Annotated in this window: 18 protein-coding genes and 1 tRNA gene; 12 read left to right on the plus strand and 7 right to left on the minus strand. The window is 71.0% G+C overall.

The features are described from left to right. Positions 1–111 precede the first annotated feature (111 nt). Together ACMGFG_RS17220 and ACMGFG_RS17225 are read left to right on the plus strand one after the other, a co-directional pair. Entirely contained in the window at positions 112–285 is a 174-nt protein-coding gene (locus ACMGFG_RS17220) for a hypothetical protein (protein ID WP_436931557.1), read from the plus strand. Positions 286–357: 72 nt separating this feature from the next. After that, positions 358–1,224 carry an aldo/keto reductase gene (locus ACMGFG_RS17225; protein ID WP_436931558.1) on the plus strand — a complete coding sequence of 289 codons (867 nt, stop codon included), beginning with the start codon at positions 358–360 and terminating at the stop codon, positions 1,222–1,224. A gap of 126 nt (positions 1,225–1,350) precedes the next feature. On the opposite strand, the gene ACMGFG_RS17230 is transcribed toward ACMGFG_RS17225, so the two are convergent. Continuing rightward, positions 1,351–1,545: a cold-shock protein gene (locus tag ACMGFG_RS17230; RefSeq protein ID WP_436931559.1), complete on the minus strand. Its 195-nt coding sequence runs from the start codon at positions 1,543–1,545 to the stop codon at positions 1,351–1,353. Then, positions 1,545–1,739, minus strand: coding sequence for a cold-shock protein (locus ACMGFG_RS17235; protein ID WP_006883278.1), 195 nt, complete (start codon positions 1,737–1,739; stop codon positions 1,545–1,547). Before ACMGFG_RS17235 ends, ACMGFG_RS17230 begins: the two co-directional genes overlap by 1 nt. Before the next feature lie 166 nt (positions 1,740–1,905). Here ACMGFG_RS17235 and ACMGFG_RS17240 point away from each other — a divergent pair, with 166 nt between their 5' ends. From ACMGFG_RS17240 to ACMGFG_RS17260, 5 genes are all read left to right on the plus strand, one after another. Further along, positions 1,906–2,658, plus strand: a complete 753-nt coding sequence (locus ACMGFG_RS17240) for a DUF429 domain-containing protein (RefSeq protein WP_436931560.1) — start codon at positions 1,906–1,908, stop codon at positions 2,656–2,658. A gap of 102 nt (positions 2,659–2,760) precedes the next feature. Further along, entirely contained in the window at positions 2,761–3,447 is a 687-nt protein-coding gene (locus ACMGFG_RS17245) for a TIGR00266 family protein (RefSeq protein WP_436931561.1), read from the plus strand. Positions 3,448–3,545: 98 nt separating this feature from the next. Continuing rightward, positions 3,546–3,914, plus strand: coding sequence for a Cdc6/Cdc18 family protein (locus ACMGFG_RS17250; protein ID WP_436931562.1), 369 nt, complete (start codon positions 3,546–3,548; stop codon positions 3,912–3,914). 81 nt (positions 3,915–3,995) lie between these two features. After that, a complete protein-coding gene (locus ACMGFG_RS17255; RefSeq protein ID WP_167837420.1) occupies positions 3,996–4,139 on the plus strand; it encodes a hypothetical protein in 144 nt (47 codons plus the stop codon). A 103-nt stretch (positions 4,140–4,242) separates the two neighbouring features. After that, positions 4,243–4,416: a DUF7129 domain-containing putative zinc-binding protein gene (locus ACMGFG_RS17260; RefSeq protein WP_436906727.1), complete on the plus strand. Its 174-nt coding sequence runs from the start codon at positions 4,243–4,245 to the stop codon at positions 4,414–4,416. Positions 4,417–4,476: 60 nt separating this feature from the next. On the opposite strand, the gene ACMGFG_RS17265 is transcribed toward ACMGFG_RS17260, so the two are convergent. Continuing rightward, a complete protein-coding gene (locus ACMGFG_RS17265; protein ID WP_436931563.1) occupies positions 4,477–4,884 on the minus strand; it encodes a hypothetical protein in 408 nt (135 codons plus the stop codon). A 1-nt stretch (position 4,885) separates the two neighbouring features. Here ACMGFG_RS17265 and ACMGFG_RS17270 point away from each other — a divergent pair, with 1 nt between their 5' ends. The 3 genes from ACMGFG_RS17270 (at position 4,886) to ACMGFG_RS17280 (ending at position 6,941) form a co-directional block, all read left to right on the plus strand. Continuing rightward, entirely contained in the window at positions 4,886–5,197 is a 312-nt protein-coding gene (locus ACMGFG_RS17270) for a hypothetical protein (protein WP_436931564.1), read from the plus strand. Beyond that, entirely contained in the window at positions 5,194–6,120 is a 927-nt protein-coding gene (locus ACMGFG_RS17275; RefSeq protein WP_436931565.1) for an LLM class oxidoreductase, read from the plus strand. Before ACMGFG_RS17270 ends, ACMGFG_RS17275 begins: the two co-directional genes overlap by 4 nt. A gap of 101 nt (positions 6,121–6,221) precedes the next feature. Continuing rightward, on the plus strand, positions 6,222–6,941 hold the full coding sequence (locus tag ACMGFG_RS17280) for an RraA family protein (protein WP_436931566.1): 720 nt from the start codon (positions 6,222–6,224) through the stop codon (positions 6,939–6,941). 40 nt (positions 6,942–6,981) lie between these two features. Here ACMGFG_RS17280 and ACMGFG_RS17285 read toward each other — a convergent pair whose 3' ends face one another. The 3 genes from ACMGFG_RS17285 to ACMGFG_RS17295 all read right to left on the minus strand — a co-directional run bounded on the left by ACMGFG_RS17285 (position 6,982) and on the right by ACMGFG_RS17295 (position 10,443). After that, positions 6,982–7,107, minus strand: coding sequence for a hypothetical protein (locus ACMGFG_RS17285; protein WP_436931567.1), 126 nt, complete (start codon positions 7,105–7,107; stop codon positions 6,982–6,984). 73 nt (positions 7,108–7,180) lie between these two features. Beyond that, positions 7,181–8,638, minus strand: a complete 1,458-nt coding sequence (locus tag ACMGFG_RS17290) for a sulfatase family protein (protein ID WP_436931568.1) — start codon at positions 8,636–8,638, stop codon at positions 7,181–7,183. A gap of 188 nt (positions 8,639–8,826) precedes the next feature. Continuing rightward, positions 8,827–10,443 (minus strand): long-chain-fatty-acid--CoA ligase, encoded by a 1,617-nt coding sequence (locus tag ACMGFG_RS17295; RefSeq protein ID WP_436931569.1) that lies wholly within the window; start codon positions 10,441–10,443, stop codon positions 8,827–8,829. Positions 10,444–10,599: 156 nt separating this feature from the next. On the opposite strand from ACMGFG_RS17295, the gene ACMGFG_RS17300 reads away from it, so the two are divergent. Further along, positions 10,600–10,971, plus strand: a complete 372-nt coding sequence (locus tag ACMGFG_RS17300) for a YgaP family membrane protein (protein WP_436931570.1) — start codon at positions 10,600–10,602, stop codon at positions 10,969–10,971. Between the two features lie 109 nt (positions 10,972–11,080). Here the strand turns inward: ACMGFG_RS17300 and ACMGFG_RS17305 are convergent. Continuing rightward, a tRNA-Phe gene (locus tag ACMGFG_RS17305) sits at positions 11,081–11,154 on the minus strand. A 386-nt stretch (positions 11,155–11,540) separates the two neighbouring features. Between ACMGFG_RS17305 and ACMGFG_RS17310 the strand changes: the two genes are divergently transcribed. Next, on the plus strand, positions 11,541–13,943 hold a 2,403-nt coding region (locus ACMGFG_RS17310), incomplete at its 3' end, for a transglutaminase TgpA family protein (protein ID WP_436931571.1).

A 13,943-nucleotide genomic window follows, 5' to 3' on the forward strand; every position in this document is an offset into this window, starting at 1 on the left:
TGAAGTGACGCCACCCCGACGCGGCTGACCCCGCCCGGGACTCTCCCCCATTTTCCCGACGCCGCCGGGCGATCCGGAGTGATTTTGCGCGCACCGCCCGTAGCCGCGCGCATGAGCGACGACGACCTCTACTGCGAGACCTGCGAGCGGTCGGTCCCCCGGGAGGCGGCCATCCGCAGCGAGACCATCGCCGACCTCGACCCGACGAAGTGGCAGGCGCTGTGCTGTCCGGACTGCGGGCGGAAGCTGAAGACCGTCTTCGTCGCGCGCGAGCGACTGGAGTGAGCGGGCCCGAACCCCACCCGACCTTCCGGCTTCCCCACGGCTTAGTGAGTGGAACCCTGAGGGAGGTGTGCTATGGCTGACGACGTACACAACGAGAGCGACACGTTCGACATCGGCGGGGAGCTGACGGTCCACCGGCTGGGCTTCGGCGCGATGCGACTGACGGGGGAGGACATCATCGGCCGCCCCGACGACGAGGAGACCGCACGCGGCGTCGTCCACCGCGCGGTCGAACTGGGTGTCGACTTCATCGACACCGCGGACTCGTACGGCCCGGGCGTCAGCGAGCGGATCCTCCGGGAGGCGCTGGCCGAGGTGGACGCCGAGCCCGTGGTCGCGTCGAAGGCCGGCCTCCTGCGCCACCGCGACGGCGAGTGGCCGACACACGGCGACCCGCAGTTCCTCCACAATCAGGTGCTCTGCAGCCTCGACCGGCTGGGCGTCGACAGCATCGACCTGTACCAGTTCCACCGGCCGGACCCCGACACGGACTTCGAGGACTCCGTCCACGCCTTCGCCGAGATGAAAGACGCCGGCCAGGTCGACCACGTCGGCCTCTCGAACGTCACCGTCGAGCAGCTGGATCTGGCCCGCGACATCGTCGACATCGCGACGGTCCAGAACCAGTACAACGTCGCCTACCGCGACGACGAGGACGTGCTGGCCGCCTGCGAGGAGTACGACGTGGGCTTCATTCCGTGGGGGCCGCTCTACACGGTCGACGACGAGGGCGTCGCAGGCGTCCTCGACGAGGTCGGCGAGGCCCACGACGCCAGCCGCCGGCAGGTCGCGCTCGCGTGGCTGCTCGAACACTCCGACGTGACCCTGCCCATCCCCGGCACCTCCAGCGTCGACCACCTCGAATCGAACGTCGCCGCCTCGCAGGTCGAACTAACCGACGAGGATATGGCGAAGCTGAACGACATCGACCCGCAGTAGCGACTCCCCGTTTTCCGACGCCGTCGCTGGCCGTCGTGTGATGCCTGGGGAGCGACAGCGCCGTCGCTCGCCGGTGAGAAATTGTGAAAATTCGGAGTCAGCAGGACTGACCCGAGTTACTGCGACTTACTGTCGGGTGAGGTTCGACGCGCGCGGGCCCTTGTCGGCCTGCTCGATGTCGAACTCCACGTCCTGGCCCTCTTCGAGGTCCGGGCCACCGACGTCTTCCATGTGGAAGAACACGTCGTCGTCCGCGTCCTCAGTCTCGATGAAGCCGTAGCCGCCCGTGTCGTTGAAGAAGTCGACTTTGCCGGACGCCATTAGAGGCGCTCCAGGTTGGTCGCTCGCGGGCCCTTGTCGGCCTGCTCGATGTCGAACTCCACTTCCTGTCCCTCTTCGAGGTCCGGACCGCCCACGTCCTCCATGTGGAAGAAAACGTCGTCGTCAGCGTCCTCAGTCTCGATGAAACCGTAACCGCCCGTGTCGTTGAAGAAATCAACCTTACCGGATGCCATTGCGACTAAACACAGACGCGGGGGATGTATAAGGATTCCGAGAGAACCGTTACCACGACCCGGCACGGAACCGGGAACGGGGATTCTCGGCCGCCTGAAAGTCGTGGTGGCGGGCGGACCGCAAGCGGGCGAGGGGTTTTTACCGAGCGGGGCGGAGTAACTGGTAATGAGCGACGCCGGGGAACCGCTGTACGTCGGCGCGGCCTGGTCCGAGGGGTCGTGGTTCGCGGTGGCGTTCGACCGCGAGGGGTTCGACCACGCCGCCGTCTTCGCGGAGGTCGGCGACCTGTGGGTCCGCTACGAGGAGGCCGCCGAGCGCGTGCTCGTGGACGTGCCGGTCGGGCTCGTCGAGGAGGGCGAGGAGGGACGCCGCTGTGACGACCTCGCGCGGCGCGTGCTGGGGCCGATGAGCGACGCGGTCGTCACGCCGCCGGTGCGGGAGGCGACGCGCAAGCGCCGCTACCCCGCCGCCCAGCGCGTCAACGAGCGCAAAGCGGGCCGGGGCATTTCCGAGCGGGCGTTCGCGATGAGCGACGCCATCGCCGCCGTCGACGAGCTCCTGCAGAACGTCCCCGAGGCGAAGGCGGCGTTCGCGGAGAGCCACCCCGAGGTCTGCTTCCGCGCGTTCGCGGGCGAACCGCTGGAACACGACAAGGCCTACGCGGGCGGGTACGCCGAGCGGATGCGGACGCTCGCCCACCACGACCGCGACGCGCCGCCGGTCGTCCAGGCCGCCGCCGAGGCCACGGAGGGCCACGAGGTCGCCGTCGCCGACGTGCTCGACGGGGTCGCGCTGGCCTACACCGCCGCCCCCGGCGCGGGCGAACTCCGGAGGCTCCCCGCGGACCCGCCGACCGACGCCGAGGGGCTCCCGATGGCCATCGCGTACCGGGCCGACAGCCCGCTCGTGAGCGAGTGAGGCCCACCGGCGGCGCCCCCGGCCTCTTCCGGGACGCACGCGGCCGTCGACACGTGCCTGCCCGGCGACAGGGATATCGTATCGGCGAGCCAACAGACCGGTATGGAGCACGAGATCTCCCACAGGCCGTCGTACGCGCAGCTGACCCTCGACCTCGGGCCCGGCGAGTCCGTCCGGTCGGAGGCGGGCGCGATGGTGAGCAAGTCGCCGTCGGTCGAGGTGGCGACCAGTGCCGAGGGCGGCCTCTTCAAGTCCATCTCGCGGTCGCTGTTCGGCGGCGAATCGTTCTTCATGAACACCTTCTCGGCGCCCGACGGCGGGCAGATCCAGCTGGCGCCGGCCCTGTCGGGCGACGTGCAGCACCACGAGCTCGGCGACGAGACGCTGTACGTCCAGTCGTCGTCGTTCCTGGCCTCGGACCCGACGGTCGAGGTCGACACCGAGTTCGGCGGCGCGAAGACCTTCTTCGGCGGCGAGGGGCTGTTCCTGCTCAGGCTGTCGGGGAGCGGGCCCGTGTTCCTGTCGAGCTACGGCGCCATCGACGAACACGAGGTGACGAGCGACGAGTCGTTCGTCGTCGACACGGGCCACATCGTCGCCTTCGAGGAGTCGCTATCGTTCGACGTGCGGAAGGTCGGCGGGCTGAAGTCGACGCTGTTCAGCGGGGAGGGGCTGGTCTGCGAGTTCTCCGGCGAGGGGACCGTCTGGACCCAGACCCGCAGCCCCGACGCGTTCCTCTCGTGGCTGATCCCGAAGATCCCCCAGCGCAACACGACCACGACGACCTGATCGGGCAGTGTCACGAGGACGCGCCAGCCGCTGCGACGGATCGGACGGGCGGCGGAACCCGCACAATCGTTATGACAGGGCCGTCCGAACGGACGGGCATGAGCGAACGAGCCGAACTCGGAACCGAGTCGCTGGCCTCCCGGGTCGTGGCGGCGGGCGTGGTCGAACTCTCCTTCCGCGACGAGACGCCGGCCCACGCCGGCGAGATCCGGCGGGCGTGCAACGACGCGATGGACGCGGTCGCGGGCGAGGTACTCGGGTCGGTGACCGAGGCGGAGGTTGCCCGGACGCTGAACGAACTCGAGGCAGACGGCGTCGTCGAGGGCGCGCGGGAGGACACGTCGCCCGCCGGCAAGGGCCGGCCGAACTACCGGCTGGTGCCGCCCGCCGAGGCGGTCCGCGCGGCGCTGGCCGACGACGACCGCACCGCGGAACTGGCCGAGCGGCTCGGCTCGCTCGACCCCTGACCGTTCTTCCCCCGCGACTCCGCCGAGTTCGACCCCGGGCCGGCACAAGACCCATGTGTCGCCGGGCTGACGACCCGGTGTATGCTCGAAGCAGAACTCGAAGTGTGTACGGACTGTGGCGTAGTACACATGGAGGGCGGCCCGGCGCCGACGAACGTCAGCGAGTGCTCGGCCTGCGGCGGCCGCGTCAGGGACGTGGAACTCGACGACCTCGTCGGCCTGTAAGGCTCGGGACGCCGGCGTCGCCGCCGACGCGCGGCCCGGACCCCTTCCCGACCCTTCGTTCGCAAGCGAGGGAGTTTCGGACGGCCGCGGCGAACCCCCTCGCATGGGCATCTTCGACACGGTCAGGGACGTGCTCGTCCCGGACAACGAACCGGGCGTCCGCTACGAGTGCGCCGACTGCGGCGAGCGGTTCGACGACGCCCGGGCCGACTGCCCGAACTGCGGCGGCACTGACATCAAGGAGGTCGAGGGCTTCGACGCGGCGCCTGACACCTGACGGCGCGGCGCACTCCCGGTGATCGGTGGATACGGTCGCGGCGGGGAAGGGCCGACCGCTTCAGTCGAGCACGTGCCGCCGCTCGGTGAACGTCGCCGTCCCGCCCGTCCAGCGGACGGTCGTCTCGATGCGGACCCGGCCGTCGTTGCGGACGACGCGGAACCGCTCGCCCAGCGACAGCTCGGTCCTGGCGGTCCGCTCGGCCGACGCGTTCGCCGAGCGGTTCCCGAAGCGGTGGTCCCGGGTCCAGATCCGGCCGTCGCCGGCGTAGATCCGCGTCTCCGCGGTGACGTTCCGGATCGTCTCCGTTCCGGTGTTCGTGACGTTGGCCGTCACCCGGCGACAGCGGTCGCCACACGTCCGGACTCGCGTCACGTCGAGGGCAACAACCTCGGACTCGTTCGGCCGGGCCGCCGCTGTCCCGTTCGACGGGGCGGCGTCGCTCCCGTTGCCGGGCCGAGGAGTCACGGTGTCCGCGTCCGAGTCGACGCTGTTCGCGTCCGGCTGGACGCCGTTCGCGGCCGCGCCGCCGGAACTCGCGGGGCCGGCGGCGGCGACCCCGGCCCACGCGAGCGACGCGACGAGCGCGAACAGGAGAACGGTCGCTACCGGTGACGAGACGGCGGTTCGGTACCGGATTGCTTCTCGGACCGGGACACGCGAGCGTTCGGGGAGGGCGGAGGAAGTGTACCCGGCCGGCAGTGCCAGGGTAGTCGCGCCGCCGCTCGCGGGCCGAGACCGGGAGGTTCTCCACGGGGTCGGCCCAACGGACGGCCGATGACCGACCACGCGAACCGCGGGTACCGCCGGATGTTCGACGACGACTTCTCCGTCGGGCTGTTCTTCCCGATCACGACCGCCGACGGGCCGATCCCGCCGCTGGGCGAGCAGACCGATCTCGCAGCCCACGCCGAGGGGCTGGGCTTCGACGCCCTGTGGTTCCGCGACGTGCCGCTGTTCTGGCCGAAGTTCGACGACGCCGGCCAGGTCTACGACCCCTGGGTCTTCCTCTCGCATATCGCCGCGAACACCGACGACGTGGCGCTGGCGACCGGGAGCATCGTCCTCCCGCTGCGCCACCCGCTCCACGTCGCCAAGGCCGCGGCGTCGGTCGACCGGCTGTCCGAGGGGCGGCTCGTCCTCGGGGTCGCCAGCGGCGACCGGCCACCTGAATATCCCGCGTTCGGCGTCGACGAGGACGACGCTGGCGAGCTCTTTCGGGAGAGCGTCCGGACGCTGCGGACGGTCTGGGCCGAGGAGTACCCCGAGATCGAGACGCCCTTCGGGACGCTCGACGGGTCGATGGACCTCCTGCCGAAGCCGACGACCGAGACGCTGCCGCTGCTGGTGACCGGCCACGCGAACCAGCCGCTCGACTGGATCGGCGAGCGCGGCGACGGGTGGGTCTACTACCAGCGGACCGCCGAGGACGTGGCAGAGCAGGTCGAGCAGTGGCGCGACCTGGCGGGCGAGAAGCCCTACGTGCAGGTGCTGCACGTCGCGCTGGCCGAGGACCCGGCAGCCGGCCCGGAGCGCATCCACCAGGGGTACGCCGCCGGGACGGACTGGCTCCGCGAGCACGTCCGGGACCTGCGGGACGCGGGGGTCGACCACGTGATGGTCAACGTCCGCCAGACCGACCCCGACCGGGACGTGCGGGCGGTCCTCGGCCAGTTCGCCGACGAAGTGCTGGCCGAACTGTAGCGCTGCGGGGGCCGGTCGCCCACCGTGCCGGCTCCCGGCCCAGCCTGCCGCTATGTCCACCCTTATTGGCCTCCCATCGAGTCTCCGTGACGAGAACGTCAATGACGCTCACACCCGAGAAGCGCGACCGTCTGGAGAACCTCCACAGCGCCCTGATCAACGACATCACCGACGAGATGGGGATCGACGACAACGTCATCCCCGGCACCCGCATCCGCCCCGTCTGGTCGAAGGAGCCGACCGTCGGGACCGCCCACACGGCACAGCGCGTCGATATCGGCTACGCCGAGGGTGAGTGGGACCCCGAGGACGGCGACGACGGCGAAGACGAGGCCGTCGAGGACGACCGCGACGCCGAGGACATCGACTTCTTCCAGTACCTCGAAGCGACCGACGAGGGCGACTTCGTCGTCATGGCAGCGCCGAAGGACACCGAGGTCGGGCTGTGGGGCGAACTCCTCTCGACCATCGTCCAGGAGAACGGCGCGACTGGCGCACTCATCGACGGCCCGACGCGGGACTCGACGATGATCGAGGACCACGAGTTCCCCGTCTGGTCGGACGGCCACAGCGCCATCGAGTCGTTCGGCCGCGTCAGTTTTCGTGAATGGGACGTGCCCGTCGAGGTCCACGACGTGACCATCGCGCCGGGCGACGTGATCTTCGCGGACTACCAGTCCATCGCCGTCATCGACCCCGACATCGTCGACGAGGTGCTCGAACGGGGCGAGGAGGAACTCGAACAGGAGAACAACGTCCGCTCGGACATCCGCGACGGCGACAGCGTCTACGAGGTGTGGGACCGCTACGGCACGCTGTAGCGGCGACTGCGGTCAAGCGGTCGCCGGTCGAGGGCGGCGCTCACAGGTCGAACACCCGCGCCGCGACGCCGGCCAGCAGGACCAGCCCGCCCAGGACGAAGGTCCCGGGGACGGGGAGGACGAACACGAGCGCGCCGACCACGAGGATCTTCGTCGAGAGTCTCATGTCCTTTCGTCCTTCGTCTCCCGACGGATACGGCTTGGGTTGGTCGCAGTCCGCTTGGCCCGATCCGAGCGGTTCACTGTAGATACCCCAGCTGTTCGAGCCGCGCCTCGCGCTCGGCGCCGATAGAGACCGACCCGCGCTCGCCGGCGGCGTCGACGGAGTCCAGCCAGTCGTCGAGCGCGTCGACCAGGTCGGTGACGACCGCCGGGTGTGACTCGGACACGTCGGTCGTCTCGCCGGGGTCGGCGTCGAGGTCGTACAGCCGCTCGGAGCTGTCCGAGCCGCGGACCAGCTTGTACTCGTCGGTCCTGATGGCCCGCAGCGACCGGTCGTACGTCCGGAGGTCGTCGGGGACTCTCCCGAGGTTGCGTTCGAGCGCGGCCATCGACGGCTGAGGCGCGATGTACTCGCTGACGACGAACTCACGTGACGGGGTCCCGGCGTCGGGGTGGAAGGAGGTGCCGTGGAACCGCTCGCGAACGTCGGGGGCCTCGATGCCCGCGGCGTCGAGCAGCGTCGGCGGGAGGTCCACCAGGCTCACGAGCTCCTCGAGGTCCGACCCGCCGGTGAACGCGCCGCCGTGGAGGACCAGCGGCACGCGAACGAGCGTGTCGTAGAGGCAGTACTGGTGGTCCATCAGGCCGTGGTGGCCGACGTTCTCGCCGTGGTCGGCGGTGACGACCAGCACCGTGTCCTCCCACTCGCCGGCAGTCTTCAGCGCGGTCCGGAGCGCGGCCAGCTGCTCGTCGAAGTATGTGATCTCGCCCCGGTAGAGCGCCCGGAGGAGGGCCAGGTCCCGCTCCGAGAGGTCCAGGTCGCCGGCGAGGAACTCCCAGGGCGCCTGGGGCACGTCCATCGCCTCCTCGTAGGTGGCGCCCTCCGGGAGGTGCCGTTCGGTCGTCTCACGGGGCGGGCGGTACTCCAGGTGCGGTTCGAGGTAGTTGACCAGCAGGAAGAACGGGTCGTCGCTCGACCGGCCGGTCAGCCAGTCGGCGATCCACGCCGTCGACCGCTCGGCGCCGTCGTCGACGCGGTCGCGGACGAACCCCCGGTAGAGCGTGTTGGCGGCGTTGACGAGCGGGTTGCCGTCGAAGAGCTTCCGCGCGACGAGGCGGGTGCGGCTCTGTTCGGTCTCGTCGACGAGCTCGGAGAGGGCGTTGTCGGACTGGACGAGCTGCCACATCTGGCGGAACTCGTCGAAGCCCCGGTCGAAGCCCGACTCGGCGCTGAGCCAGGTGTTGTTGGAGACGCAGACGGTCTCGTAGCCGGCCGCCCGGAACGGTTCGGACAGGACGGGGAGCCGGTCGTCCAGGCGTTCGTGGTCGGCGTGGGCGCCGTGTGCCGAGGGCGGGGCGCCGGTCAGCAGCGAGGCGTGGGAGGGGAGCGTCCACGGGGCCGCCGAGACGGCCCGCGTGGCGCGGGTCCCCGAGGTTGCGAGCTCTGCGAGAGTCGGCGCGACCTGCGAGTCGTACGCGTCGTCGACTCGCGTGGTGTCGGCGACGACGACGACGACGTTCGGCTGTGCGGCCATTGTCGCCCGGTCTTCGGGGGGACGGCCGATAGCAATTGGCCGCTTACTTCCGGCGATTTCGGCCGTTTCAACGCGGCGGACGGGCACGATCGGTATCGGTAGCTTACCGCCGTCGAACCGTGACCGTACCCGACCCCACTGACCGTCCCGTCCGCGCTCGCGGGACCGCTCGTTCCGGTAAGCGCGGCCTATCCCTCGCCCACCATCCGGTCCTCGTCGTCCCACTCCCGTTCGCGCAGTTCGTACTTCTGGACCTTCCCGGTCGCGGTCGTCGGGAGGTCGTCGACGAACTCGACGGCGCGGACGACCTTGTAGCTCGCCAGCCGGTCGCGGGTGAACGAGGCGAGTTCGTCCTCGAGCGCGCCGGGGTCGTCGGGCTCGCCGTCGGGGACGACGAACGCCTTGGGCTTCTCGCCCCACTCGTCGCTCGGGGCCGGGATCACGGCCACGTCCGAGACGGCCTCGTGTTCGAACAGCGCGTCCTCCAGCTCGATGGAGGAGATGTTCTCCCCGCCGGAGACGATGATGTCCTTCTTGCGGTCCTGGATCGAGATCGCGCCGTCCTCGTCGACGGTCGCGAGGTCGCCGGTGTGGTAGTACCCCTCGGCCCGCTCGGAGAAGGCCTGTTCCGTGGCCTCCGGCTTGTTCCAGTAGCCCTCCATCACCTGGTTGCCGCGGACGACCACCTCGCCGATGGTCTCGTCGTCGCGGGGCACGTCCGCGCCGTCCTCGTCGACGACGCGGACCTCGGTGCCGAGGTAGCCGATGCCCTGGCGCTTCTTGCGGGCGAAGCGGTCGGCGCTGTCGTCGTCGAAGTGCCGGCGGGCGTCGGAGGTAGTGATGAGGGGGCCGGTCTCGGTCGCGCCGTAGACGTGTTTGAGGTACCAGCCGAACTCCTCCTCGACGGTGCGGATGGTCGCCTCCGGCGGGGCGCTGCCGGCGGTCGCGACCCGCACCTCCGCGTCGCCCGTCGTCGCCGGCGCCTCCGTCTCGTAGTAGTCGATCAGCCGGTTGAGGACGGTCGGGGCACAGCAGAGGTAGGACACGTCCTCGGCGGCGACGGTCTCGAAGATCCGCTCGGCGTCGACCCCGCGGGTGCAGACGTGCGTCGCGCCCAGCCCCGTGATCGCGTAGATGTGCCCCCAGCCGTTGACGTGGAACATCGGCAGCGTCCACAGGTACGTGTCGTCGTCGCGGATCTCCTGGTGGACCGAGACAAGGTAGGCGTGCAGCGTCTCGGTGCGGTGGGTCCGCATCACGCCCTTGGGGTCGCCCGTCGTCCCCGAGGTGTAGTTGATCGTGATCACGTCGTCCTCGTCCATCTCCGGGCGGTCGACACCGGGGTCGGGACCGACGGCGTCGAGGAGCGCGTCGAAGTCCTCCCAGTCGCCGTCGACCGCGTCTGCCCCGTTCGTCACGAACGTCTCCGTCGGCACGTCGTCGCGGATCGGTTCGATCTTCCCGGCGTACTCGCGGTCGGCGTAGATGGCGTCGACCTCGGCGTCGTCCAAGATGTACGCGAAGTCGTCGGGCGTCAGCCGGTAGTTCAGCGGCGTGTGGACCGCGCCCAGTTGCATCGTCCCGTAGGCGGCTTCGAGGTGGTAGTGGGTGTTGGGGTCCAGCACCGCGACGCGGTCGCCCTTCCCGACGCCGCGCTCGGCCAGCGCCGCCGAGAAGCGGTCGACGCGCTCGCCCAGTTCCTCGTAGGTGTACCGTTCGCCGGTCGTCGCCACGACCGCCTCGTCGTCGCCGTAGTGGCGCCGCGCGCGGTCGAGGAAGTCCGTCACCAGCAGTGGCTTGTGCATGGTATCGCCTCGACCCCGATATCGGACGGGGATCCCATAAATTGGATGTTCGATTGTGAACTTCCGGAGACGGTCGAGCGGACATCCGGGTGCTACCAATCCGTCTCGTGATCCTGGACAGACGGGTACAAGGGGACGGAGCGCGTTGTGGCGCGTATGGACTCGACGCAGTCGGACGACGGCAACGGCCGTATCGCCCGCGCACTCCTCGCCGCCGGCCTGGGAGCGGCCGCGCTCTGGTCGCTCCGCAAGGGGAAGCGGCTCCGCGGCGCCCTCGCCGGCCTCGGCGCCGTCGCGCTCGGCTACAGCGCGACGAGCGACGCCGACGGCGTGACCGACCCCCTCGCCGAGGAGTTCGAGATCGGCGAGGGCGGCGAGAGCGACGACGCGACGAGCGCCGGCGGCGACGCCGAGGACGGCCCCCTCCGCTGTGCGGCCTGCGGCGAACCCATCGTCGCCGGCCAGATCCGCGTCCCCAACGAGGACGACGAGACCGTCCACGAGACCTGCCTCGAAGCGACCGCGTAGTCGGCGGTTCCGTTTTCCGTACGTCACGCAACCGGACGAGCGTTGCGTCTATCGCCCTGGCAAGCGGGTACGGAACAGCGGTCCCGCGGCTCGGTGTCAAAAAAGCGGATGCCGCCTCCCGGATTTGAACCGGGGACAGCTCGATCTTCAGTCGAGTGCTCTCCCAGTCTGAGCTAAGGCGGCTCGCCGTCGGGCGTATCTCCGAGTGCGGGGAGGGGAGAAAAAAGGATTTCGAAAGCCGGACCGACCGGTCGGTTCGCTGACGCGGTCAGGGCAGGAAGAGGTCGGCGGAGTCGAACTCGGCGCCGCAGTCGTCGCAGACGTAGGTCGTGCCGTCGGTCGTGCTGACGTGCCCGCTGCACTCGGGGCAGGTGGAGCCGTCTATCATGGCCACCCCTCTCTCGGCGGGACACATAGCCCTTGTGCGTGGGACGGTCGCGGGAACCCGGCGGAGGCGGCCCGAGGCGAACGTGTGACCACGAAGTATTTGTCGCTGGCCCCCTACCCAACGGTGAATGCATCGCCCGGAGTGGACCGTTTCCGCCCGCCCTCCCCGCCGGGACTGACCGATGAGCGACGCCGACGAGCGCTTCGAGTTCGGCGAGGCGGCACCGACCCGCGAGTACGGGGTCGTGGCGCTGGCGGCAGCCTGTGTCGTCGCGGCGGTCCTCGCGACGGCGCTGATCCCGGCGGCCGCGTCGGTCGGGCTCGGCGACGCGCCCGCCGAGTCGCTGATCCCCCTGCCGCCCGGCGCGGCGGAGCGGGCGGGCGACGAGGGGAACGGCGCGGCCGGGGCCGGCGGGAGCGGCTTCGGCGCGCTGAACGTCGGCAACAGCACGTCCGTGGGCGGACCGGTCGGGGAGCGCGGCGAGAGCCCGTTCCGCTCGCAGGACACGGAGGTCCACTTCCGGGTGCGGAGCCAGGAGTCGAACTACTGGCGCACGGGGGCCTACGACACGTACACGGGGAGCGGGTGGTCCCGCTCGGGGCCGAGCGACGCGACGGCGCCGGTCCGGGGGGAAGAGACGCGGTACCGGGTCGAACTCGTCCAGTCGGCCAGCGCGGCGCCGACGGTGTGGCGGCCGACCGACCTCGAACGCGCCGAGGGCGTCTCGCTCACGGAGGGCGGGCTGGCGCGGGCCGACGACCGGCTGTCGGCAGGTGCCAGTTACGTCGGGGTGAGCCGGACGCCGCCGCGCGACCCCGAAGTCCTCCGGGCGACGGGGCGGGACTATCCCGACGCCGTCGAGCGGCGCTACACGCGGCTGCCGCCGAGCACGGCGGTGTCGATGCGGCCGTTCACGAACAACATTACCGACGGGGCCGAGAACCCCTACGAGACGGCGACGCGGGTCGAGCGGTGGCTGGAGACCAACAAGGAGTACTCGCTGAACGTCTCGCGGCCGTCGGGCGACAACGTCGCGCGGGAGTTCGTCACGCAGATGGACGCGGGCTACTGCGAGTACTTCGCGACGGCGATGGTGACGATGCTGCGGTCACAGGAGATCCCCGCGCGGTACGTCGTCGGCTACTCGACGGGGCGGCAGGTCGGCGCGAACACGTTCCAGGTGCGGGCGATGAACGCCCACGCGTGGGTCGAGGTGTACTTCGCGGACGTGGGGTGGGTCCGGTTCGACCCGACGCCGGGCGCCGAGCGGCTCCGCGCCGAGCAGGCGGCCTACGAGGACAGCGACGCGCCGGGGCGGTACGCGCCACAGGAGGAGGGCAGCCCCGGCGAGACGTTCTCGGCCGAGTCCGGGACGAACGGCACGGAACCGGGGTCGGGGACGACCACCGACCCCGGGACGCAACCGGGACCCGACGCGACGCCGCCGCCGTCGACGCCGGTGACGCCCAGCGGTCCGGTCGAGACGCCGCCGGGGAGCGAGCCCGGCGAGCCGACGAGCGGGTACGACGTGTCGCTCAACCGCACGGCCGTACCCGGGGCCACCGTCGAGGTGACGGTCGAGGCGGGCGCCCAGCCGGTCGAGGGCGCTTGGGTCGCGTTCAACATGGGACAGGTCGGCTGGACCGGCCGGGACGGGACGGTCGCGGGCCGCGTCCCGTTCGCGGAGAACCTGACGGTCACCGTCTCCGGCGGGACGACGACGGGGACGGGCGCCGGAGCCGGCGGGTCCGCGGCGCTGGACGAGCCGGCGGCGCCCTCTGCGTCCGCGAGCGGGTGGTTCGACGACCGGAAAGCCGCCGCCGTGTCGCTCGCGAACGCGGACGACGCGTCGGGGCAGAGGTCGGACACGTCGGGGCAGAGGTCGGACACGTCGGGGCAGAGGTCGGACACGTCGGGGCAGAGGTCGGACACGTCGGGGCAGAGGTCGGACACGTCGGGGCAGAGGTCGGACGGTGCCTCGGAGAGCGCGTCACAGCGGCAGGCCGCGAACACGTCCCGGTCGTTCGCGGTGGCGACGAACGCGACGCTGTCGGTCTCGGGCGACGCCCGGACGAACGCGACCGTGCTCGTCACGGCGACGGTCGACGGCGTCGCGGTGCCCGACGCGGCGGTGACGCTCGACGGCGAGCGGGTGGCGCGGACCGACGCCGACGGCCGGGCGACCGTCGCGCTCCCCGACTCGCCGGGCAACGTCACGCTACGGGTCGTCCGCGATCCGGTCGCCGGCCAGCGGACGCTCGAACTCGACCGGTTGCGCGTCGAGACGGAGTCGCTGTGGCCGCTCCCGGTCGCGGGCACGCCGGTCGAGGTGACGGCGCGGCTTGGCAACGAGTCGGTCGCCGGCGCACCGGTCCGCCTCGGCGGCGAGCGTGTCGGGACGACCGGCGTCGACGGGACGCTGGCGGCCACGCTCCCGTTCGCGTCGTCGGCGGCCGTCGCGGTCGACGCGAGCGGCCAGACCGCGCGGACGACGGTCGCGAACCCGCTGGTCAACGCCGCGGGGGTCGCGCTCGCGGCGGTCGCGCTGGTCGCGGCCGCGGCGGTCGGCGTCGCTCGCCGGTCG

This window comes from Halosimplex halobium, from assembly GCF_051414055.1.
In the GTDB taxonomy this organism is placed as follows: Archaea; Halobacteriota; Halobacteria; order Halobacteriales; family Haloarculaceae; genus Halosimplex; species Halosimplex halobium.